At 66.2% G+C, this 23,333-nt stretch carries 12 protein-coding genes; 9 read left to right on the top strand and 3 right to left on the bottom strand.

Annotation, left to right across the window (positions count from 1 at the left end; all coding sequences use genetic code 11):
- The first annotated feature begins 3 nt into the window (after positions 1–3).
- The 3 genes from ACMO9O_RS09240 to ACMO9O_RS09230 all read left to right on the top strand — a co-directional run bounded on the left by ACMO9O_RS09240 (position 4) and on the right by ACMO9O_RS09230 (position 7,138).
- Positions 4–1,731 (top strand): RagB/SusD family nutrient uptake outer membrane protein, encoded by a 1,728-nt coding sequence (locus tag ACMO9O_RS09240; protein ID WP_418983582.1) that lies wholly within the window; start codon positions 4–6, stop codon positions 1,729–1,731.
- A 101-nt stretch (positions 1,732–1,832) separates the two neighbouring features.
- Positions 1,833–4,709 carry a chondroitinase family polysaccharide lyase gene (locus tag ACMO9O_RS09235; protein ID WP_418983581.1) on the top strand — a complete coding sequence of 959 codons (2,877 nt, stop codon included), beginning with the start codon at positions 1,833–1,835 and terminating at the stop codon, positions 4,707–4,709.
- Positions 4,706–7,138: a glycosyl hydrolase family 95 catalytic domain-containing protein gene (locus ACMO9O_RS09230; protein WP_418983580.1), complete on the top strand. Its 2,433-nt coding sequence runs from the start codon at positions 4,706–4,708 to the stop codon at positions 7,136–7,138. Before ACMO9O_RS09235 ends, ACMO9O_RS09230 begins: the two co-directional genes overlap by 4 nt.
- 72 nt (positions 7,139–7,210) lie before the next feature.
- On the opposite strand, the gene ACMO9O_RS09225 is transcribed toward ACMO9O_RS09230, so the two are convergent.
- The 3 genes from ACMO9O_RS09225 to hepC form a co-directional block, all read right to left on the bottom strand.
- Entirely contained in the window at positions 7,211–8,362 is a 1,152-nt protein-coding gene (locus tag ACMO9O_RS09225) for a heparin lyase I family protein (protein ID WP_418983579.1), read from the bottom strand.
- Positions 8,363–8,677: 315 nt separating this feature from the next.
- On the bottom strand, positions 8,678–10,687 hold the full coding sequence (locus ACMO9O_RS09220; protein WP_418983578.1) for a heparinase II/III family protein: 2,010 nt from the start codon (positions 10,685–10,687) through the stop codon (positions 8,678–8,680).
- Positions 10,688–10,706: 19 nt separating this feature from the next.
- Positions 10,707–12,677 carry a heparin-sulfate lyase HepC gene (gene hepC, locus ACMO9O_RS09215; RefSeq protein ID WP_418983577.1) on the bottom strand — a complete coding sequence of 657 codons (1,971 nt, stop codon included), beginning with the start codon at positions 12,675–12,677 and terminating at the stop codon, positions 10,707–10,709.
- Positions 12,678–13,003: 326 nt separating this feature from the next.
- Between hepC and ACMO9O_RS09210 the strand changes: the two genes are divergently transcribed.
- The 6 genes from ACMO9O_RS09210 to ACMO9O_RS09185 all read left to right on the top strand — a co-directional run bounded on the left by ACMO9O_RS09210 (position 13,004) and on the right by ACMO9O_RS09185 (position 23,144).
- Positions 13,004–14,413: a sulfatase gene (locus ACMO9O_RS09210; RefSeq protein WP_418983576.1), complete on the top strand. Its 1,410-nt coding sequence runs from the start codon at positions 13,004–13,006 to the stop codon at positions 14,411–14,413.
- Between the two features lie 63 nt (positions 14,414–14,476).
- Positions 14,477–16,147 (top strand): sulfatase, encoded by a 1,671-nt coding sequence (locus ACMO9O_RS09205; RefSeq protein ID WP_418983575.1) that lies wholly within the window; start codon positions 14,477–14,479, stop codon positions 16,145–16,147.
- A gap of 583 nt (positions 16,148–16,730) precedes the next feature.
- Positions 16,731–18,377: a Tat pathway signal sequence gene (locus ACMO9O_RS09200; RefSeq protein ID WP_418983574.1), complete on the top strand. Its 1,647-nt coding sequence runs from the start codon at positions 16,731–16,733 to the stop codon at positions 18,375–18,377.
- A 2-nt stretch (positions 18,378–18,379) separates the two neighbouring features.
- A complete protein-coding gene (locus tag ACMO9O_RS09195) occupies positions 18,380–19,321 on the top strand; it encodes an ROK family protein (RefSeq protein ID WP_418983573.1) in 942 nt (313 codons plus the stop codon).
- A complete protein-coding gene (locus ACMO9O_RS09190) occupies positions 19,318–20,583 on the top strand; it encodes an MFS transporter (protein WP_418983572.1) in 1,266 nt (421 codons plus the stop codon). Before ACMO9O_RS09195 ends, ACMO9O_RS09190 begins: the two co-directional genes overlap by 4 nt.
- Complete coding sequence (locus ACMO9O_RS09185; protein WP_418983571.1) at positions 20,580–23,144, top strand: DUF4962 domain-containing protein; 2,565 nt, start codon at positions 20,580–20,582, stop codon at positions 23,142–23,144. The genes ACMO9O_RS09190 and ACMO9O_RS09185 overlap by 4 nt, the downstream gene beginning before the upstream one ends.
- Positions 23,145–23,333 lie beyond the last annotated feature (189 nt).

The raw sequence follows: 23,333 nt of genomic DNA, 5'->3' as shown, positions 1-23,333 counted from the left end.
ACCATGAAAAAATTCTTATTCATACTCTCCGCCGCCGCTTTGCTCCTGAGCTCCTGTTCGCTGGACGAGGAGTCGAAGGTCGAAGTGCCGATGGATTTCGTCGACAACGCCGAAAAGGCCGAACTGGTGCTGCTGGGCGTCTACCAGTCGATGACCTCGCAGTATCTCTACGGCTACCACCTCTCGCTGCTCTTCACGCTGGGAACCGACCTGGCGCAGGTCGAGGGTAAGGTGACCTCCTCGCCGCGCGAGATTCCGACCAACTTCCACAACGCCTCCACCAAGGAGATCGCCCAGACGTGGAACGCCCTCTACAACGCCGTCTACAACGCCAACAGCTGCATCGAAACCATCCAGAACAGCATGAGCGACTGGTCCGCACACGACCGGCAGCTGGGCGAATACTACATCGCCGAAGCCCGCGCCCTGCGTGCGCTCTACTACTTCGAGCTGGTCCGCTGGTTCGGGCACGTGGCGCTGGTAACCACCACCGCCGAGTCGTACATGCCCAACGACTACTTCGAGCAGGCCGCACCCGAGCGGGTCTACGAGTTCATCGAGGCCGACCTTAAATACGCCGCCTCGGTGCTGCCGTGGGCCGACGATGACCATGTGCGCACCGACAACTCGTTCCGCATGTCGAAGGGCGGCGCGCTGGGTCTGCTGACCAAGGTCTACGCCACGTGGGCCGGTTATCCCGTCCGCGACGAGACGAAGTGGGCCGAGGCCGCCAAGACGGCGAAGACGGTGGTCGAATCGGGCCACCACGACCTGCTGCCCAACTACCGCCAGGTGTGGGAGAATGCCGGCGCGAGCGTCTGGGACCCCACCGAGAGCCTTGTGGAGGTCTCCTTCTACTGGAACTCCAAAACCGGATCGTCCGACCCGGTCGGCATGATCGGCAAGTGGAACGGCGTGATCACCTCGCAGGTCGGCAACCGCGGAACCTGCCAGGCCCGCTGGCGCATCGTCTATCCGTTCGTGCGCAAGTGGGAGACGCTCGAACCGAACGATCCGCGCCGCGCCCTCTCGGTGGCCGACTACTGCTACGGCTTCAAGGGCGAGGTGACCATCTCGGTCGAAGGAGTGAAGACGACCTACACGGTAATCGACACCGACGGCAAGCAGAACTACATGGAGTGGCTCCAGATCGCCGCCGACTTCACGGAGAAGAAGACCGGCAAGAAGCAGGAGATCACCGACGAGAAGCGCGACAACCTGCGCATCCGCTACACCCCGGCCAAGTGGGACATCGAGGAGTACGCCAAGAACTCGCCGTTGTACAGCCAGAACTACAACTCGACGGTCAACTGGTACGTGCTGCGCTACTCCGACCTGCTGCTGCTCTACGCCGAGGCGCTCAACGAGTCGCAGGGGCCGACCGAAGCCGCCCACTCGGCGCTCAACAAGGTGCGCCGCCGCGCCTACGGCGACACGCGCCACGACCTCTCGAACCTCTCGCAGGACGAGATGCGGGCCGCCATTCGCCGCGAGCGCTCCTACGAGCTCTGCTTCGAGGGACACCGCAAGAGCGACCTGATCCGCTGGGGCGAGTACTACAACACCATCCGCACCACGGCGCAGGAGGTGGCCGACTGGGCCTCCACAACCAACGCCACCTACATCATCTTCGACTACACCCAGGAGGGTAAGAACGAGCTGATGCCCATCCCGCAGACGCAGCTGGACATCATGCCCAAGTTCGATCAGAACCCCGGCTGGGCACAATAGCCGCTCGGGACAGGGACGGCTCGTCCGCCCCTGCCTTAACTCCTGTTTCAAACCTGCCGGACGGCGCGCTCGACGCGCCGTCCGGCTTATAAACCGTATCCGTGAAAAGAAACCTCTTTCTATTCCTCCTCTTCGCCGTGTTTGCCCTGCGGGGCCACGCGCAGCTCTACTCCTTCGAAACCCCGCAGGCCGCTGCGTGGAGCGCCGAGCGGGCGCGCCTGAGCTACTCCGGGGCGCACTACAAGCTGGGCCGCCGCTCGCTTCGCATCGACTGGCAGCCGGGCGCGGTGGTGCGCATCGGCTCCCCGCAGGGACTTGCCGAAGCGTCCGCGTCGCCCAACGGCGGTGTCGCCCTCTGGATCTACAACGAGCGCCCCTCCCGGGAGCCGCTGCGCATCGTCTTCCGCGACGCCGCAGGCGGGGAGGCGTGCAGCGTCGCCTGCGGGCTGGACTTCACCGGCTGGCGCTGCGTGTGGAACAAGTTCCGCGAGGACATGGGCCTGCCGCGCGGCGAGAGGCTCGCCGCCGCGGAGATTCGCTTCCCGGCGTCAGGGGGCGGACGTATCTTCCTCGACTGCATGGAGTTCACGCCCGCCGTGTCGTGGCAGAAGATGTCCGACGCGCAGGTGACGGTCCGCCGGACCGATTTCAGCCTGATTCCCGACTTCATGAAGTACCGCCGCGCGGAGCCGGACTTTGCGAAAACCGTCATGGCGCCGCCCGCACAGATCGCCCGCATCGAGCGGCGGCTGGAGGCGTGGTATCTCGGCTCCGGAGAGCTGTCCGGCGAGGAGTGGGTCCGCCGGCGTGCGCGGCACGAAGCCGGCTTTATCCGTAAAGGGGTTGCCGAGGGGATGCGGCTCGATCTGCGCAGCCCGCTCTATCCGATGCGCACGCCCGCGACGATCGACGGGGAAAAGACCCGCTACTTCATGGACGTGAACAAGCGCGTGCTGCTTCCGCTGGCGCTCGACTACCGCCGCAACGGCAGCCGTGAGAGCCTGCGCCGGGCGCTGGCCGTCTACGACTGGTTCGCCGACCAGGGGTGGGCCGACGGCAGCGCGCTGGGGTCGCTCTGCTTCGAAAAGCTGCGCAGCGCGGGCTATTTCCACTCCCTGTTCCTGCTGCGCGACCGCCTGCCCGCCGCGACCTTGCGGCGCGAGTTGCAAACGCTGCGCTGGCTGACGATGTTCGGCATCTGCTACCTTACGCCCGACCATCCGGGCGAGGTGGCCGACAACCTGCGGGCGCTGGCGCTGCCCAAACTCGTCTATGCGCTCCTGCTGCCCGACGCGCGCGAGCGCTCGGCGGCCCTCACGGCCCTCCGAGATTACCTCGACAGTGCGCTCGACTACGGCCCGGGTTATTTCGGGACGCTCAAGGCCGACGGCTCGGGCTACCACCACCGCGGACCTTACAACAGCGCCTACTACCCGCATGCCCTCTACGTAGGCGCGCTGGCGGCCTACCTGCTCCACGATACGCCCTATGCCTTGTCCGATGCGACGCTCCGGCGGCTGAAACGGGGGCTTCTGACCTACCGCTTCCTCGCGGCCGGACTGCACGTGCCGGCCGGCACGACGGGCCGTTTCCCGCTGGGACAGGAGGTGCTGCAGGAGCTGCTGCCCGCCTTTGCCTATGCGGCCTATGCCTTCCCCGAACCCGACGCCGAGCTGCTGGCCGCCGTCAGGCGGCTCGCGGAGCGTTATCCGGAGGCGGTCGGGCGGGTGATGGATCAGGTCGATTCCGACCTCTCCTATACGGCGACGGTGGGCGAGGCCGAGCTGCTGATGCGCGCCGTCCGCAGCGGGGTGGAGCCCGAGGCGGCTCCGTGCGGGGCGCTCTTCATGCCCTATTCGGGGCTGTTGGTGGTAAAAGACGCGCGCTTCCACTTCAACGTCAAGGGGTTCAGCCGCTACATCTGGGACTACGAATCCTCCGCCACGGAGAACCGCTCGGGTCGCTGCCTCTCCAACGGGCAGGTCGAGTGGTTCGATCTCGACAGCGGCCGGCGTTCGTTCCGCCCCGAGGCGGCGGGCTTCGACTGGAGCCTGATTCCCGGGACGACGGCCATCCGCCTCTCTGCGGACGAAATCGTCGGCAAGCGCCACCGCAAGGGGTACTCCGACCACCGCAACTTCTCCGACGAGACGTTCCTGGCGGGCGTGGCGGCCGACGGCGCGGCGATGTTCTCCTTCCGCCTGCACGACTGCGCCTACGACGGCACGCTGCGGGCGAACAAGTCGGTCTTCTTCCTCGGCGGAACGGTGCTCTGCCTGGGTTCGGACATCCGCAGCGACGATGCAGTGCATCCGACCGTCACCACGCTCTTCCAGTCGCCGGATGCCGCGCAGCAGACCGAGCCGACGGCCGCAGGCACGCTGCTCTCGGACGGGACGGGGATGCTTTTCGCCGTGCCGGACGCCGTGCCGACCCTCGAGCGGGCGGGGCCGCTCACCCGCGCCTTCATCGACCACGGCCCGGCGCCCCGCGGGGCGGGCTACCGCTACTACATGCTTCCGGAGGGCGACCGTGCGGCCGCCGAGCGGTTGCTGAGCGACGACAGCCCCCTCGAGGTGCTCCGGCAGGACGACGGCGCGCACGTCGTCCGCGACCGGGAGCGGGGGATCGTCTGCGCGGCACTCTACGACGCCGGAGCGGAGTACGACGCGCTTCCCGTCGTGCGGGTGAACATTCCGCTGGCGTACGTCTGGCAGCCGGAGGGGGAGGGCGCGCGCCTCACCCTCTGCGAACCCGACATGCGCCGCCCGGCGGTTCGCCACATGGGCGAGCTGACCGAGGAGCAGGTCGTTGTGCCCGAAGCGCCGCACGCCACGCGTCTGTGGCTGGAGGGGCTTTACGACGCGACCTGCGAAGCGGGTCCGCTGGAGGTCTCCCATGCCGACGGGGCGACTATCCTCGGTATCGAGACCGTGCAGGGCCGCAATTACACGATCCGACTGACGCCCCGGCCATGAGTGCGCTCCGTTACCTCCTGTGCGCCGCCCTGCTGGGCGCGGCGCTTCCGCTGCGGGCGCAGGACGACGACCGTCTGTGGTACGCCTCCCCCGCCCGGGTGTGGGAGGAGGCGCTGCCCGTGGGAAACGGCCGTCTGGGCGCGATGGTCTTCGGCGATACTGCGTCGGAGCGCATCCAGTTCAACGAGAATACGTTGTACAGCGGCGAACCGGAGCGGTCGGTGCAGGGCATCCGTCTGACCGACCGTCTGGGCGAGGTCGAGGCCCTGCTGCGTGCGGGCCGCAACGCCCAGGCCGATTCGGTCGCGGTCCGGTCGTGGATCGGGCGGCTGAACGAGGCTTACCAGCCTTGCGGCGATGTGCGGATCGACTTCCGCATGAAAGGTCCCGTCAGCGACTACACCCATGCGCTCTCCCTGCGCGAGGGAGTGGTCACGACCTCCTACGTGCAGCAGGGGGTGCGGATCGTTAGGGAGATCTTCGCCTCGCATCCGCACGGGGTGGTGGTCGTGCACCTGCGCGCCGAGCGGCCCGTGTTGGATTTCGACGTGCGTATGGCCTCGCCGCATCCGGTGAGGGTCTGCGCCGCGGACGGAGCGCTGACGATGGCGGGCCGCGCTCCGGAGCACGTGCAGCGCCGGACGGTCGAGGCGATCGCTGCCGCCGGAACGCAGCGCCTGCATCTCGAGTATTTCGATGCCGAAGGGCGGGTGCTCCGCCGCGAACAGGTGCTCTACGGCGACCGGCTCGCAGGCGGCGGCATGGCGTTCCGCGCGATGCTCACGCCCCTTTCGATCGACGGGGAGTGGTCGCTGACGGACAGCTGCATCCGTGTCCGGGCGTGCCGCGAAGCGACCTTCGTGCTCGGCGCCGCGACCTCCTACAACGGTCCCGGCCGCAGTCCGAGCCGCGAAGGGCTGGACCCGGCACGGTTGCTCGCCCGGCAGGCCCGCCTGCTGGAGGGGCAGACCTGTGAAACGCTCCGGGCGGCTCATACGGCCGATTTCCGCGCCTTTTACGACCGTTGTACGCTCACCCTGCCGTCGGCCGGGAGCGATCGGCCGACCGACGAGCGCCTGCGGAATGTCCCCGAAAGCGGCGATCCGGGGCTGGCGGCGCTTCTGTTCCGCATGGGGCGCTACCTGATGATTTCCGGTTCGCGCGACGGGCAGCCGCTCAACCTGCAGGGGTTGTGGAACGAGCGCGTCATCCCGCCGTGGAACTCGGGCTACACGCTCAATATCAACCTCGAAATGAACTACTGGCCCGCGGAGGTGACCAACCTTTCGGCGTGCCACGCGCCGCTGTTCCGCTTCCTCGGAGAGATCGCCGACAGCGGACGGGCGGTCGCGCGCGACATGTACGGACTGCCCGGCTGGACGATCCACCACAACGTCTCGCTCTGGCGCGAGGGCTATCCCAGCGACGGCTGCGTCTACTGGTTTTTCTGGAACATGGCCGGACCGTGGCTCTGCAACCACATTTGGGAACACTACCTCTACACGGGCGACCGCGCGTTTCTGCGCGAGCACTATCCCCTGATGGCCGGGGCGGCCCGCTTCTGTTCGGGGTGGCTGACCGACGACGGGCAGGGGCGGCTGGTGACCCGGGTCGGCACGTCGCCCGAAAACCACTTTCTGATGCCCGACGGCAGCGAAGCGTCGCTGTGCGCGGGTCCGACGATGGATCAGACCCTTGTGCGCCACCTGTTCACCCGCACGATCGCCGCGGCCGACACGCTCGGGATCGCCGATCCGCTGCTCGACACGCTGCGGCGGCAGCTTCCGCGGCTGCGCGGCTACCGGATCGGTTCGCGCGGGCAGCTGCTGGAGTGGGACTGCGAATACCGTGAGGCCGAGCCGCAGCACCGCCATGTGTCACACCTTTTCGGCCTCTATCCGGGCGCCGATATCACCCCCGAACAGCCCGAGGTGTTTGCCGCCGCGCGCCGATCGCTGACCGAACGGGGCGACAGGACCACAGGGTGGAGCATGGCGTGGAAAACGGCGCTTTGGGCGCGGCTGCTCGATGGCGACCGGGCCTGGGCGACGCTTCAAAACCTGCTGCGCCCGGCCGATCCCGTCGAGCCGGGTCCCGCGGAGGGCGGGGTATACCGCAATCTGCTCAACGCGCTGCCGTTCCAGATCGACGGGAATTTCGGAGCCACGGCGGCCATCGCGGAGATGCTTCTGCAAAGCCACCGCGGCTTCGTCGAGTTGCTGCCCGCGCTGCCTGCGGCGTGGACAGACGGTGAGGTGCGGGGGTTGCGGGCCCGCGGCGGCTTCGAGATCGGCATCGTCTGGAGGGGCGGCGCGCTGACCGAAGCCACGGTGACGAGCGATTCGGACCGTGCGTGCCGCCTGCGCTACCGGGGGCGGGAACAGCGGCTCGATCTGCGGGCCGGAGAGACGCGGCGGGTCGTGTTCTGACCGTTCAACCCTTAATCGAAAAGCCGGATGCCTCTTTGCGAGGGCATCCGGCTTTTTCAGGATCGGTCGTAATCAGCGCGGCTGCTGGGTGTAACCCGCGAGGTTGTAGCAGACGGGCTCCGAGCTGCCGCCCACGCGGTAGATGCCGTATTTGAAGTAGTAACCCTCCTCGTCGTTGCGGCCGATGAGCACCTGCGCATTATCGACGATATGCTCCTCCCTGTCGTCCCAGGCCATGCGGACATCGAGGCGGCCCGGGGCTTCGACGCTCTGCGCCGCGCCCCCGTAGCGCGTCCAGTCGACCTCGACGGTGAAGCGAACCCACCTGTCTTTGGGGAAGTCGCCGAACGGCAGACGGTAGGCGATCGTCGAGGACTTGAACTCCGAGGTGACGGGTTTCAGCACGCCCGCTTTCTCCGGATTGGCGTTGCAGCGGTCCGACTTGTCGGTGAACCAGCGGCGGTCGGAATTGGCCTTGATGTAGAACCAGCCGCCCGAAAATCCGAATGCCAGCGGGGGATAGCCGCCCTGTTCGACCTTCCAGCCCGTCGGTTTTCCCGCTTTCCAAACCTCCTTGCCCCGCTTGTCACGCCCCGCGACACGCTCGTAGGCGGTGTCCTTTTTGATAACCACCGTGTCCTGCATGGCGACGAACTCCGCGACCGACAGCCGGCGCACCTGGCCGTCGGGCGCGGTGACCAGCGTGCGGTCGGGCATGCCGTGCCACTGGGCGAAGATGGTCTGCACGTCGGGGCTGAGCGTCGAGGGGATGTAAACCGCGAAGGTGTAGGTCCACTTCGACCCCTGCGGGCAGATGCCCTTGCCGTGGTGGTAGACGGTCTTCATCTTCTGCGCGTCGACGTAGTCCTGCGCTGTCAGATCAGCGAAATCGGCCGCCGTAGCGTAGCAGTAGCTAAGCTCGGCGCGCCCTTTCGTCTCGCCCGGGGCGTAGCCTGAGAGCGTGTTGTCGCTGCGGCCCAGCTCGAAGCGCCAGGAGGGACGACCCTCGTAGGGGCGGGTGCGGTCGCGGCGGATGGACTCCGGCTTGCGGATGCCCACGGCGACCCACTCGCCGTCGGCGATCTGCTCCGTGCGGGCGCTGTCGGCCTGCACGTTGACCCGCGCGGGGAACGGTTCGAGTTCCGGTTGTGGCTCGGCGGCAAGGCCGGTTGCGGTCGCCAGCGTCGCGGCCAGGAAGAGGGCGGTGGTGGATAGGGTTTTCATATCGTAGTGTTTTTTAGGTGTCGGTCGCTGTCGGTCGCTGCGTGGCCAGCATTTGGGGTTGTCCTGTTTTCGACCTTTAGGCCGGCGGGCCGCAGCCTCGCCCAGCGAAGGCCCGCTTGTTGCGTCCCTCCGCAGGCTGCAGCCCGAACGGACATACACCAAACCGTCGATAAGAGGCACACTTATCGCGTATTATCCGCAGGCTGCGACCGCAAACCAAGAGATTACGTCTACGGAACCAGACAGGCGCAAGCGACACTCCGCAGGCTGCCACAATTCATCTCCTCCGCAGGCTGCGCCCCGAGCCAGCGTCATCTATTTCAACGTATACTCCGGCTCATAGACCTTCGCCCCCACGCGCACGGCGAACGAGAGGCTGTCGCCCAGCGTTGCGTCTTTCGAGACGATGGCCACCGAGCCGCGGTGCGCCTCGTCGTCGGGCGCGATGACGGTGATAAAGAGCATATCCCCGCCGTCGTTCTTCGCGGCCTCGACCGCGTAGGCCGGGCGCTCCTCCCGCTCGCGGTAGGCGTACGACACCCAGCCCTCCTGCATGACGATGCCTGCCGGACGGCTGCACGTGGTCTTGACGCGGATGTTGTTGCCGTCGTCGAAGAGCGTGCGCAGCGTGCCGTCCTTGTCCAGCGCGGTCTTGCCGGGGCAGAGGTTGAAGTGCACGCCCACGCGTCCCGTAGCCGGACCGCTCACCTGGTCGGCGATGATGAGCACCCCGTCGCCCGGGAAGAACATCGAGCGGCGATGCCGCAGCCCCTCGTAGGAGGGATTTTCCGTCACCAGCACGGTCATCTCCCCATCCGTTTTCCAGAGCAGGAGTTTCGAATCGGTCTTTTCGAGGTCGCGGTCGTCGAGCGTGAGCGTGTTATGAACGCGGGTCTGACGGAACCAGTTGCGCAGCGCCATCACCTCCTTGTCGCCTCCGTAGACGTAGCTGCCCGAGTCGGGGAAGAAGTTGCGCCCCTTGTGCCAGTACTCGAATGTGCCGTTGTCGGGCTGGTTGTGCCAGAAAGCCGGAGGACCCGCCTTGACGACGGTGACCGTCGAGGCCATGTCCCAGCCCGTGCGCAGCACGTAGAAGCCCGAGGCGGGGAACTGCTGCGAGGTGTAGGGCGGCATCGTGCCCCGCTTGCCGCTCGTGGCGAACCAAGGCAGCTGTTCGTTCTCGGGGAACACCTTGCCCCAGTTGCGGAACTGGCGCGTGAGCGACTGTTTGTCGTGGCGCTTCGTATCGCCGAACATAGGGTTGGTGTAGTCGGGGAAGAGCAGGTTGAACGCCACGACGGTCATCTTCTCGACCGCCTCGATGTAGCTGGCCGGGAACTCCGACTCCATGTGGTTGGAGCGGGCCATGTTCAGCGCCTTCAAAAAGATGTCGATCGAGGCGAGGTGGTAGCCGTAGTCCAGTTCGAACTGCATGCCGTCGGGGTAGACCTGCACGCCGATCTCGCGGTTGAGAATCTCCACGCCGCTACGCCGCCACTCGGCCGCCTCGCGGAACTCCGGAAAGTAGATGCCTGCATAGAGCATGCGCTGCGCCTCGAAAAGCAGGTGGTTGCCCTGCTTGGAGAAGTGGTGGAGCACGTAGTCGGCGTGCTGGCGGAACATGCGCAGGTAGAGATTGAGAAATTCGGGCGTGAAACGCGGCGACTGGATCGTCAGCGCAAATTCGGCGATCTGGTCCTGCAGGCGGCGTCCGGTCTCCATCGGCCGCCAGGCGAAGCGGATGTTCTCCTTCTCGGCGGCGATCTCTTCGGCCGGGGCTTCGGCGGCCTGCAGCCGCTCCACGCCGTCCAGCGGGTTCTTCCGAATCCAGTCGGTGTACTGGTCGATCCACGCGTCGATGTATCGGGCGTCGCGCGTGAGGTAGTAGGCTTTGGCCAGCGGAATGAACCAGTAGTGGCGGTGGAGCTGCCAGCGCAGCTCGTTGTCCTTCACGGGCCAGTAGCGCCAGTCGATGTCGTCGCCGTAGAAGTAGGAGGGTTGATATCCTTTGTGGGCGTAGAACTTGTGCTCGAGCGACTCGTCGGCCCAGCGCTGCTCGTTCTTCTTGATCGTGACGTTATCCAGGTCGACGTCGATCTGCACGATGCCGCGGCGGTTGCGGAAGTACTTGAGCAGCTCCTTGTCGGCTGCCTTGAAGTCGCCTTTGGCGACCGCTTTGCGCACGGCTTCCATCCCCGGACGCTCCAGGTCCAGCAGGTCGTAAAGCGCTGCCGGGTCGCCCACGACATGGGCGCTCTTCGGAGCCGCCCCGGCGGCGAGGGCCAGCAGGAGACCTGCGGCGAGTGTCAGTACGAATTTTTTCATGGTTCGGTCGGTTTTCAGGTCAATATTTGAGTTCGTAGTTTTTTCCGTCGATCTCCAAGCGCAGGGTGTCCGCGCCGCGGAACTTCACGCGCACCTTCGCTCCGGCGTCCGCGCCGGTGAGCAGCACGGTGGCGAAGCGCACGCGCTTGCCGGGCTGCTTGCGGGCGGTGAATGCGTAGGCGGGCCGCGGGTTGCGCTGGCGGTAGGTGCGCGACACCCACCCCTCGCGGCGCTCCATCTTTACCTTTTGCGCGCCGAATACCTGCATCGTAAGGTCGTTGCCGTCCCCGAAGCGGGTCTCGACGCGGCACGCCGCGGCGTCCTCCGCCGGGTCACACTCCAGGAGGTTGTAGTGCAGCGCCACCTCTCCCGCTGCATCGCCCGCGGCCTCGTCCAGCAGCACGAAGAAGCGGCGGTCGACGAACCACACCGTCCGGCGGTGGGTCAGTCCCTCGTAGGAGGGGTTCTCGACCGTCAGGCGGTCGCTCGTGCCCTCCGTGCTCCACGCCGTGCAGTGCGAATCGGTGCGGGCGAGGTTGCGGTCGTCGAGGGTCAGCGTGTTGTGCACCTGCGTCTGGCGGAACCAGTCGCGCAGCGCCTGCACCTCCTTGTCGCCCCCATAGACGTAGCTGCCCGAGTCGGGGAAGAACTGCCGTCCGCGCGACCACAGTTCGAACGTGCCGTTATCGGGCTGGCAGTGCCAGAACCCCTGCGGCCCGGCCTTGAGGATCATCACGGTCGCCTCCGCGTCCCAGCCGTTGCGCAGCACGTAGAATCCCGAGGTGCGGAACGCCTGCGAAAGGTGGTCGGGGAGCGCGCCCTCGCGCCCCTCGGTGGCCAGGCGGCGAATGACGGGATTATCGGGAAAGACCTCGGCCCACGCGCGGTAGCAGGCCGTCAGCACCTCTTTCCCCTGCTGGCGGTTGTCGCTGAAGAGCGGGGTCGTGCAGTCGGGGAAGAGACACTCGATGTGGATGCGGATCATGCGTTCGACCGTGGCGAGGTATTCGGCGGGGAAATCGCCGCGGTAGCCGTTCGCGTCCATCAGCTGCAGCGCCTTGAAGAAGATGTTGATCGACTCGAGGTGGTAGTGGGGGTCCAGTTCGAACTGCATGCCGTCGTCGTAGACCTGCTTGCGGATTTCGCGGTTGAGGATCTCCACGCCCGTGGCGCGCCACGCCGCCGCCTCGCGGAACTCGGGGAAGAAGACCCCGGCGAAGATGAGCCGCTGCGCCTGGAAGAGCAGGTGGTTGCCCTTTTCGGAGAAGTGGCGGGTGATATGGACCGCATGGCGGTGGTAGTTCTCCAGAAAGCGGAGCAGAAAATCGGCGTCGAACGCTTCGGCCGGCAGGAAGTAGAGGAACTGGTGAATCTGGAACTCCAGCCGGTCGCTCACCTCCAGGGGGCGCCACGCGAAGTAGACGTTGTCGGCCTCGGTCCAGCTGCGGACCTCCCGCTCGTCGTAGGCGGTCAGCGGGTTCTTGCGCATCCAGTCCGTGTACTGCGCGCACCACTCCGCGGCGTAGCGCTCGTCGCCCGTGAGACGGTAAGCCTTGCCCATCGGGACCCACCACTTCATGCGGTGCAGCTGCCAGCGCAGCTCGTTGTCCCTGACGGGCCAGAGCTGCCAGTCGATATCCTCCCCGTAAAAATAGGAGGGCTGGTAGCCCGCATGGACGAAGAAGCGGTGTTCCAGCCCCTCGTCGGCCCAGCGCCGCTCCTCGTCCGGAAGTACGACGTGCCCGAGGTCCACGTCGGGGAAGCGAACCCCCTGCCGCGTGCGGTAGTAGTCGAGCAGCGCCTCGGCGGCCGCACGGTCGTCGCCCGCGGCGTGCCGTTCGGCCACGCGCTCCAGCCCGGGCCGGGTGAGATCGAGCAGTGCGAAGAGGGTGGTGTCGGCCTGCGCATCGGCCGGGGCGGACGCGGCCAGGGTCCGCGGTCCGCAGAGCGCGGCGGTCAGCAGGATGAGAAGCAGTCGGAAGGTTTTCATGGCGGGTGGTTTCGGTCGGCGGGGCGGACGGGCCGCTCCCGACAGTACAAAGGTAGGGCAAGGCGGCCGATCGCGCTTTCACAAATGACGGAAGTTTGTGCAATATTTTTCCGGAGGCTCTCAAATTTGTGCAACCCGATGCCGAATTTGTCCTATCCGCCCCTTCGAACCCCTCCGGTAGGACAAATTTAAGGTTCGATTCTACAAAAACGAAAGGCTTTTGCACACGCGTGGCGTTTTTGGCGACAATCGGCAGGTGCGTGCGCGCTTTTAATGCGTAATTTTGTTCTTGCCTGAAAAGGCCCGAAACCGAAACGACCGAACCTATGACCAACCTCAAAAACTGCTGTGCGCCGGCCTTCGCCGGCTCGCTCGCCACGCTGGCGCTTGCCGCCGCCGACGCCCGTGCCGCCGCACCGAAGAAGCCGTCGGAATCCCTCCGCCCTAATATCGTGGTCATCATGACCGACCAGCAGACCGCCGGGGCCATGTCCTCCGCCGGAAATCCCTATGTGAGGACCCCGGCGATGGACGCGCTGGCCGCCGACGGGGTGCGCTTCACGCGCGCTTACTGCCCCTACCCGCTCAGCGGACCGTGCCGCGCCTCGCTCATCACGGGACGCATGCCCTCGGAGGTGGGGGCCACCGACAACGCCGTGCGGCCCCGCGACGAGGACATGCGGCAGGGGATCGGCCACCGCATCGCCGCGGCGGGGTACGAATGCCTCTACGCCGGGAAGTGGCACGTGCCGGAGGTCAACCTGCCCGCCGAGGGGACGGGCTTCCGGGGCATCGCCAAGATGCACGACCCCACGCTGGCCGACGCCTGCGACGAGGCGCTGGCGGCCTACGACGGACAAAAACCGCTCTTTCTGGTCGCTTCGCTGCTCGATCCCCACGAAATCTGCGAATACGGCCGCTTCGAAACCTTGCAGTACGGCGAACTCAATCCGTTCGAAACGGCCGACTGTCCCAACCTGCCGGCCAACTTCATGCCCTCGACCTACGAATCGGAGGCGCTGCGCCTCGAACACGACGCCTCGCCGCGCTACCACGACACATATAGTTATACGCAGGACGACTGGCGGCGCTACCTCTACGCCTACTACCGGCTGGTGGAGCGTGTCGACCGAGAGATCGGCCGGCTGGTCGAGGTGCTCAAGCGCCGCGGCATCTACGACGATGCGGCGATCATCCTGCTCTCCGACCACGGCGACGGAGTGGCCGCCCACGGCTGGAACCAGAAGTGGGCGCTGTTCGAGGAGGTGGTCAATGTGCCGCTGGTGGTCAAGTCGCCGCGGGGGCGCGGTCTGGCGGGCGAGCGCAACGACGAGGCGCTCTCGAGCGTGGGGCTGGACCTCTACGCCACGGTCTGCGACTACGCGGGCGTCGCGCTCGACACGGCCCGTTACCGGGGCCGCAGCCTGCGTCCGGTGGCCGAGGGGCGGCAGCGCACGCTCCACGACGAGGTTTTCGTCGAAACGCTGCTCTCGGGCGCGGGCATCCGCGGCTGGAGCATCATCGAGGGGCGCTACAAATACGTCCTCTACCAGTGGGGCCGCAACCGCGAACAGCTCTACGACCTGGAGCGTGACCGGGGCGAGATGGTCAACCTGGCCGTCGACCGCCGTTACGCGCCCGAACTCAAGCGCCTGCGCCGCAAGATGCACGCCTGGGCCGTCCGCACCGGCGACAAGCCCCTGATCCGCAACACGGCGCCTTTCGCCGCGGAGTGACCGCGCGGACCGGCCTGCAACGCCTTATGAAACAGCAACGAACAACCTGACATAACCCGATCCATGAGAAACTTTTCCTACCTGACACAGGGGGCGCGCTACGCCGCCGTGCCGTTATCGCTGGCAGCCCTCGCGGGTTGCAGCGACGCGCAGCCCAAGCGCCCCAACATTCTGGTCATGATGACCGACGACCACACCGCACAGGCGATGAGCTGCTACGGCAGCCTGCTGGTCGAGACCCCGAACCTCGACCGGCTGGCGCGCGAGGGCATGCTCTTCGAGAGCTGCTACGTCTCCAACGCCATCTCGGGTCCCTCGCGGGCCTGCATCCTCACGGGCAAATACAGCCATGTGAACGGCTTCACGGACAATTCGCGCACGTTCGACGGCGACCAGCAGACCTTCCCCAAACTGCTGCACGAGGCGGGCTACCAGACGGCCATGATCGGTAAGTGGCATCTCAACTCCGCACCGCAGGGCTTCGACTTCTGGAGCATCCTCGTCGGGCAGGGCGAATATTACTCGCCGCTGTTCATCGAGAACGGGGCGGAGATTACCTGCCCGGGCTACGTAACGGACATCATCACCGACAAGGCGATCGACTTCCTGAAGCACCGTGACCCCGCGAAGCCGTTCGCCATGCTCTACTACCACAAGGCGCCGCACCGCAACTGGATGCCCGCGCAGCGCCATCTGGGCATCAACGACGACCGGGTTTTCCCCGAACCGTACAACCTCGTGGACGACTATGCGGGCCGCGGCACGGCCGCCCGCGAGCAGGCGATGGAGATCGGCCGCGACATGTGGCCCGAGTGGGACCTCAAGCTGATGGGCCCCGAGGAGCTGGAGCAATCCTATGCGCTCGACGACTCGGGCGACGCCAACAAGGACGACGTGAAGCGCGCCAACGACTGGCGCAGCAGCGTGATGCAGTACCAGGCGGCCTACAACCGGATGACCGAAGCCGAGAAGGCGCGCTGGAACGAGGCCTACGCCCCGCGCATCGCCGAGTGGCGGCGCATTCGGGAGACGCTCTCGCCCGAGGAGCTGGTCCGCTGGAAGTACCAGCAGTACATGAAGGACTACTGCGCCGTCATCAAGGGCGTGGACGAGAACGTGGGGCGTCTAATGGCCTATCTCGAGAAGATCGGCGAGCTGGACAACACGATCATCGTCTACACCTCCGACCAGGGTTTCTTCCTGGGCGAACACGGCTGGTTCGACAAGCGCTTCATGTACGAGGAGTGCCAGCGCACGCCGCTGCTGGTGCGCTATCCGAAGGCCGTCGAGGCGGGGTCGCGCTCCGCCGCGCTGGCGATGAATATCGACCTGGCCCCCACGTTCGTCGACATGGCCGGGCTGGAGGTCCCCGCCGACATGCAGGGCCGCTCGCTGCGTGGGGTGCTGACCTCCGGCGGCAAGACCCCCGCCGACTGGCGTACGGGGGTCTACTACCACTACTACGAATACCCCTCGTGGCACTCCGTGAAGCGCCACTACGGCGTGCGTACGGCCGATTACAAGCTGATCCACTTCTACAACGACGTGGACGAGTGGGAGTTGTACGACCTGAAGAAGGACCCGCACGAGATGCAGAACGTCTACAACGACCCCGGTTACACCGAGGTCCGCGCCGACCTGCACCGGCAGCTCGAAGCCTTGCAGCAGGAGTGCGGCGACACCGATCCCGACGAGAAGGAGTACGAGTTCTTCCGGGGCGCGCAGAACCTTTGAGCGGGCGGCGAAAGGCGGACGCGACCTGGAAATTCCGATGCCTGATTGGCAGGGATGCAGCTTGAGGAGAATGTCCGGTGTGGCTCGGGCGGCAGCCTGCGGAGGAACGCGCTTGAGCGGGCCTCCGCGCCCGGAGGCTGCGGCCCGCCGACCTGAAGGTCGAAAACAGATAAATAGAATCGCGGCCCGCCGGTTCAGAGAGCCGCAAAACCGGACCTAAAAGGCTGAACCTCGTACCTGAGGTTCTTCGCCCCTCCCGAGGAAGGGGTCGGGGGTGGGGTCAGAATTGAATACGCGGCCAAAGGCCGCGAGACTCCGGCAGGTCGAAGCGGGTTGACGTTAACAAGACCCAAAGACGTTCGATTCGAGAAATCTACCGGCTCTTTGCGGTACGAGCATCACGGACGGACACAAAACATATACAACCAAAAATAGTAAGTCTCCTTTTACAAAGAGAGATTTAGAGGGATTTTAAAGATGGAAATCGGCGTTTGCAAAACGCCGTAACGTGAGTCCGACGGATTTTTATCTTTGAAATTGCACCGAGAAACCACTAACCAATTCGTCGGACTCGCGTTATGATATGGATAGACGAGAATTTCTGAAAACTTCCGGCTGGAGCCTTTTGGGGCTTGCGGCCGTCAGCGCCATCCCCGGCTGCACCTCCTTTACGGGCGACACGAAGTCGCTGCCCGACCACGTGAAGAAGGGCTTTCCTTCGCTCAAGGACATGAAGGTGTTCTGGGGCGACGTGCACAACCACTGCAACGTCACCTACGGCCACGGCGATCTGAAGGACGCGCTGGCCGCCGCCGAACAGCAGCTCGATTTCGCGTCGGTGACGCCCCACGCCCTCTGGCCCGACATTCCGGGCGAGAACGACCCCCGGCTGGGCTGGGTCATCGGCTACCACACCGAGGCGTTCAGGCGCCTGCGCCGCGGCGGTTACGACAAGTACCTCAAGGCTGTCGAGGCGGCTAACCGTCCCGGCGAGTTCCTCACCTTCCCCTCCTACGAGTGCCACAGCATGGAGCACGGCGACCACGTGGCGCTGTTCCACGACTTCAACGCCCCGCTGGTGGAGTGCGAGTCGGTTCCCGACCTGAAAGAGAAGCTCAAGGATTACAACGTCTATATCACGCCCCACCACATGGGCTATATCACGGGCTTTCGCGGTTACAACTGGGCGGCGTTCCGCGAGGACCGGCAGACGCCGTTCGTGGAGATGTTCTCGCGCCACGGCCTGGCCGAGAGCGATTCGGGCGACTACAACTACCTGCACGACATGGGTCCGCGCGTCTGGGAGGGTTCGATCCTCTACGGACTGGAGCAGGGCCACAAGTTCGGCCTGATGTGCTCCACCGACCAGCACGCCGGCTACCCCGGCAGCTACGGCGACGGCCGCATCGGCGTCTACGCTCCGTCGCTCGACCGCGATGCGATCTGGGAGGCGATGGGCCGGCGCCGCGTCTGCGGCGTGACGGGCGACAAGATCAAGATCGACCTTCGTGTCAACGAGGGGCTTCCGGGCGAGGTGATCCGGGCCGGGAAGCGCGAAATCTACCTCAATGTCGAGGCGCAGAACCAGATCGACTACGTGGATATCATCAAGAACGGCGAGTGCATCGCCCGCCTGGGCGCTCCGCACCGCATCGCCGCGCCCGAGGGCGAGGTCGTGCGCGCCAAAGTGAAGATCGACTTCGGCTGGAACCGCGAGGAGGAGTACGTCCGCTGGCAGGGCCGCGTGCGCCTGACCGACGGCCGCATCGACGACCTGCAGACCTGTTTCCGCGGGGCGGCCTTCACCTCGCCGCAGCCCGGCGAGACGGAGTTCCATACGCGCGTGAACCGCGTCTTGGGGCGCGACGAACGCAGCGTGGCGCTGGACATGTACTCCTCGAAGAACCCCAACGTGATGACCCCCGCCATGCAGGGCGTGATCCTCGACGTGGAGATGCCCCGCAGCGCGAAGATCGTCGCCGAGTTCAACGGCCACGCCTACGAACATACGCTCGACGAGCTGTTCGCCGGCGCCCGCGCGCACTTCCTGCGCGGCTGGCTCTCCGAGGCCGTGCAGTTCAGCCGCGCCGTGCCCGAGACGGGGTTCACGGTGGGCCACTACCTGGTCGACGACACGCCCGAGCGCGATACCGATTATTATTACGTGCGCGTACGCCAGCGCGACGGACAGTGGGGCTGGTCGACGCCGGTCTGGGTGGAAAGGGCCTGAGGATGGAACGGTATGCGATCGGTATAGACCTGGGCGGCACTTCGGTGAAGTACGCCGTGGTCGATTCGTGCGGGGCGTTCCGCTTCGGCGGCAAACTCCCCACGAACGCTTCGGAGGGCGCGCAGTCGGTCATGGACCAGCTGCTGCGCGGAGTTGCGAGCTGTCAGGAGTTCGCCGCCTGCGAGTCGCTGCACCTGGAGGGGATCGGTGTCGGTACGCCCGGCGTCGTCTCGCCCGACGGGCGGACGGTAGTGGGCGGTGCGGAGAACATCCCCGGCTGGGAACATATCGAGCTGGCCCGCTCGATCGAGGCCGCTTCGGGGCTGCGTGTCCGCGCCAGCAACGACGCCAACATGATGGCGCTGGGCGAGACGCTGTTCGGGGCCGCGAAAGGGGCCGACGACGTGGTTTTCGTCACCGTGGGCACGGGCATCGGCTGCGGCGTGCTGATCGGCGGCCGCCTCTACCGCGGCTACCGCGACCGCGGCATGGAGATGGGCCACATCACCGTCCGCAGCGACGGCGAGCGGTGCGCCTGCGGCAGCGTTGGGTGTCTGGAGCACTACGCCTCGACCTCGGCGCTGGTGCGCCGCTTCCGCGAGCTGGCGGGCGACGGCAACGAAGCGGAGGTCGACGGCAAGGACGTGGTGTTCTGCTACCGGGAGGGCGTTCCGGCGGCCGTTCAGGCGCTGGAGGAGCACTGGGACTACCTCGCGCACGGCATCGCCTCGATGATCAACCTCTTCGCGCCGCAGAAAGTGGTCGTCGGTGGCGGCATCTCCGAGGCGGGCGATTTCTATTTCGAGGCGCTGCGCAGCCGCGTCGAACGCTATGCGATGCCCGTATGCGGCTCTCACACGCAGATCGTGCCCGCCGAGCTGGGCAACAGCGCGGGCTGTCTGGGTGCGGCGGGACTGTTTCTGCACGAAAACACCGGAGCATGAAACGCAACTACGCCATCGTCGCCCTGATTATGGGCTTCTGGTTCGTGATCTCGTTCATTACGAACATCATCGGGCCGCTCATTCCCGACATTATCGACAACTTCAACCTGACGCACCTCGCGCTGGCGGGCTTCATCCCCATGTCGTTCTTCGTCGCCTACGGCATCATGTCGATTCCCGCGGGGCTGATGATCGAGCGCTTCAGCCAGAAGACGGTCCTCGCGGCGGGGTTCGCCCTGCCGCTGCTCGGATCGCTCCTCTTCGCGCTCTTTCCCTCGTTCCCCGTGCTGCTGGCCTCGTCGTTCACCATCGGGCTGGGCATGGCCATGCTGCAAACCACGATCAACCCGCTGACGCGCGTGGCGGGCGGCGAGGAGAACTTCGCCTTCTTCTCGGTGATGGGGCAGCTGGTCTTCGGGGCCGCGTCGTTCGTCAGTCCGTTCGTCTACGCCGGGCTGGTCGAGCGGCTCACCTCGGGCCGGGAGCTGACGGGCCTTGCGGCCCTCCTCCAGCGGCTGACCCCGCCCGAACTGCCGTGGACGTCGCTCTACTGGTTGTTCGCCGCGATCCTGGCAGCGGTGATCGTCGTAGTCCTTTGCGTGCGCTTCCCGCGCATCGAGTTGCAGGAGGACGAGCGCAGCGGCGGGCTGCACTCCTACCGCGAACTGCTCCGAAACAAATACGTCTATCTCTTCTTCTTCGGCATGCTGGCCTACACGGCCTCCGAGCAGGGCGTGGCCAACTGGATCTCCGAGTTCCTGCGCCAGTACCACGGTCTCGATCCGCAGACCGTCGGCGCTCCCGTGGTGGGCCGCTTCTGGGGCTTCATGTCCGTGGGGTGTCTGGTGGGGCTTTTCGCCCTCAAACTCTGGGATTCGAAACAGGTGCTCAAGGTCTCGGGCGCGCTGGCGGTCGCTTCGCTGCTCACGGCGCTGTTCGGCAATGCCGCGATGGCCGTCCACGCCTTTCCGGCCGTCGGCTTCTCGATTTCGGTGATGTTCTCGATCGTCATGTCCACGGCGCTCAACTCCGTGGAGCGCTACCACGGCTCGTTCGCGGGCATCCTCTGCTCGGGAATCGCGGGCGGGGCGCTCGGTCCGCTCGTGGTGGGGTGGCTGGGCGATCTGGTGGGACTGCGCTATGCGCTGCTGTTCATCTGTCTGACGATCAGCTACATCGTCAGCATCGCTTTCTGGGCCCGCCCGCTGGTGCGCAACCGCACGGTGCGGCTGGCCGAACTCTTCAAAACCTCCAAAGCATGAAATCGCTCCTGCTGCTGACCGCCGCGCTCGCCTGCGCCGGCACAGCTTCCGCGCAACAGACCCAACCCCGTTCCGCCGACCTGCCGCCCGCCGAAATCCGGCTCGACAAGACGGCGCTCCGCCCCCGCTACCGCGCCTGGGCCTCGCCCGCAGGCGGGGTGGAGGTGCGGCAGAATCCCCCGGCGCTCCTGTGGCCCGCGGGCGACGAAAAAGAGGCCCTCTACCGCGTGGAGCTATCCTCCGCGCCCGACTTTCGGTCCGACTGTACCACCGTCTCCGAGCAGGAGTGGGCCGTCTTTACGCCCCATGCGCCGCTTGCGGCGGGCCGCTGGTACTGGCGCGTGACGACGACGGTCCCGGGCCGCGAGGCGACCGTCTCCGACACCTATCGATTCGTCGTGCCGGATTCGGCCCGCACCTTTGCGACCCCGACCGCCGACGAGCTGGTGCGCCGGATCGCCTCCGCGCCGCACCACCGCCTCTACGTGACGCGCGATGCCGTGGAGGCGTTCCGCGAGCGGGCCCGCAAAAACCCCGAGGCCCGCGGACTGGTGCGGCAGGCCCGCAGCCAGTTAGGCCGCGACGTGGTTCCGGTGGTCCCGACGCGGCCGCGCGACACGACGGGCATGACCCCCTTCCAGAAGAACGCCATGATCCGCTTCATGTGGCACAAGTTTGGCGAGGTGGTCACCCAGCCCGCGGTCGACTGCTCGCTGGCTTACCTCATCTCGGGTGAGCCGGAGTTCGCGCGCGAAGCGGTCCGGCACGCGCTGCACGCCGCGGCGCTGCCCGTCGACAGCGACGCCACGTCGGAGGATTTCAACCGCTCGGCGATCATGTACGGGCTGGCGGTGGCCTACGACACGGCCTGCGACTACATGACCCGCGGCGAACGGGAGCTGGTGCTCGATGCGATCCGCGTGCGGGGCGAGCACTTCTACCGCCAGTACGTCCGCGATTTCGAGTGCCACTCGATGGACAACCATGTCTGGCAGCACACCTTCCGCAACTTCTTCTTCGCGGCCATCGCCACGCTGGGCGACCTGCCCGAGGCGGAGAAGTGGGTGCGCTACGGCTACGAGGTGTGGTGCGGCCGCTTCCCGATCCTGGGCGGCGACGACGGCGGCTGGCACGACGGCAACAGCTACTTCGAGGCCAATCTGGTGACGTTCGTCTACGTGCCGTTCGTGTTGACGCGCCTCACGGGCGTCGACTTCTTCGACCTGCCGTGGTTCGAGAAGCTGCCCGGGTTCCTCGTCTACTCGTTCCCCAAGGGGTCGAGCGCCACGGAGTTCGGCGACGACTACGACAAGCTGAAGAATCCCCCGGCGCAGTACATGGGGTTTGCAGACGCGCTGGCCCGCGAACTGAACAGCCCCGAGGCGCGGTGGTATGCCGACCAACTGATCGGCGACGATCCGGAGAACCTCTACCGGGCCAAAACCTTCCGCCTCTACCGCATCCTGACCGACAAGCCGGTCGATTCGGTCGCTCCCGAAGCGCCGCGGCGGAACACCTCGCGCTTCTATCCCGATGCGGGCTTTTCGCTGATGCACACCGATCCGGCCGACTGCCGCGACGATCTGATGGCGGCCTTCTTCGCGCTGCCGTTCGGGGCGACGGGACACGCCCACGCCGCGCACAACGGCTTCACGATCAATTACGGCGGCCGTCCCCTCTTCGGCGGCACGGGCTACTACTCCGATTTCAGCGACCGGCACACCCTGCTGCACTACCGCTCGCGCGGCCACAATACGATTCTGGCCGACGGCCTTGCGCAGGTCATCGGCGAGAACGGCTACGGCTGGCTGGCCCGCTGGGCCGACACGGAGGCGCTGACCTATACGCTGGGCGACGCCACGCACGCCTACGATGAGATGCGCACCCCGTTCTGGATCGACCGCATGCAGCGGGCCGGGGTGGAGCTGACGCCCGAAAACGGCATCGGCGATCCGGGCGTTACACGCTTCCGCCGCCACTTCCTCTTCCTCAAACCCGACATCGTGGTCATCTACGACGAACTTGCGGCCCGCGAACCGGTCGTCTGGACCTGGCTGCTGCACAGCCGCAACGGGCTGCGGCAGCTCTCGGACCGGGCGGTCGAGGCGTCGAACCACGCCGCCGCGGGGCGCATGGATCTCTTTACCGACGGGGAGCTGCGCACGGAGGTGCACGACCGCTTCTTCAGCGAGGCCGTCAACTGGAAACAGCGGGCCGGGGCCGACGGCAAACCGCTCGTCTACGAAAAACAGGGCCACGCCGAGTTCTTGACGGCGGAGAAAACCCCCGCCCAGCGCTTTCTGGCCGTCTTCCGCATCACGCCCGACGGGGCCGCGCCGCTCGAACTGACGCGCGACGCCGCGGGCCGCGTCACGGTCGGCGGATGGCGGATCGAAGCGGAGCTGAACGCGGCCCGGCCCGCCTCGCTCACGGTGACGGACCGAAAAGGCAACGCCGTGCTCTACAACACCCCGGCCTTGAAAATCGGCGGCAGCACCGTGGTCTGCACGCCGGACGGCGCGCGCGAACTGGTGGACGAACTTCCCGTGTCGGTGCGCTGAGGCGATCGCCGCAGGCGGGAGCATCTCCGCCCTTTCGATCCGAAGGACGTATGACGGCCGGTCCCGCAGCAGGGACCGGCCGCCGTCGTTCGTGTCCCGGGAAAAATCGGGCACCCCGGCCCGTATTTGCAAAAAAATCGCTATATTTATCCGATAAACCGGCGTTCCGGAAGGCCGGTCATACGGATA

This window comes from Alistipes sp., assembly GCF_048465635.1.
In the GTDB taxonomy this organism is placed as follows: domain Bacteria; phylum Bacteroidota; class Bacteroidia; order Bacteroidales; family Rikenellaceae; genus Alistipes.
Note: the sequence above shows the minus strand (reverse complement) of the source record. Positions and strands in the feature narration are given on the sequence as shown.

Excerpts from the sequence above, each read along its gene's own strand:
- ACMO9O_RS09240 (WP_418983582.1), top strand. The coding sequence starts at position 4 with ATGAAAAAATTCTTATTCATACTCTCCGCCGCCGCTTTGCTCCTGAGC.
- ACMO9O_RS09230 (WP_418983580.1), top strand. The coding sequence starts at position 4,706 with ATGAGTGCGCTCCGTTACCTCCTGTGCGCCGCCCTGCTGGGCGCGGCG.
- ACMO9O_RS09225 (WP_418983579.1), bottom strand. The coding sequence starts at position 8,362 with ATGAAAACCCTATCCACCACCGCCCTCTTCCTGGCCGCGACGCTGGCG.
- ACMO9O_RS09220 (WP_418983578.1), bottom strand. The coding sequence starts at position 10,687 with ATGAAAAAATTCGTACTGACACTCGCCGCAGGTCTCCTGCTGGCCCTC.
- hepC (WP_418983577.1), bottom strand. The coding sequence starts at position 12,677 with ATGAAAACCTTCCGACTGCTTCTCATCCTGCTGACCGCCGCGCTCTGC.
- ACMO9O_RS09210 (WP_418983576.1), top strand. The coding sequence starts at position 13,004 with ATGACCAACCTCAAAAACTGCTGTGCGCCGGCCTTCGCCGGCTCGCTC.
- ACMO9O_RS09205 (WP_418983575.1), top strand. The coding sequence starts at position 14,477 with ATGAGAAACTTTTCCTACCTGACACAGGGGGCGCGCTACGCCGCCGTG.
- ACMO9O_RS09200 (WP_418983574.1), top strand. The coding sequence starts at position 16,731 with ATGGATAGACGAGAATTTCTGAAAACTTCCGGCTGGAGCCTTTTGGGG.
- ACMO9O_RS09195 (WP_418983573.1), top strand. The coding sequence starts at position 18,380 with ATGGAACGGTATGCGATCGGTATAGACCTGGGCGGCACTTCGGTGAAG.
- ACMO9O_RS09190 (WP_418983572.1), top strand. The coding sequence starts at position 19,318 with ATGAAACGCAACTACGCCATCGTCGCCCTGATTATGGGCTTCTGGTTC.
- ACMO9O_RS09185 (WP_418983571.1), top strand. The coding sequence starts at position 20,580 with ATGAAATCGCTCCTGCTGCTGACCGCCGCGCTCGCCTGCGCCGGCACA.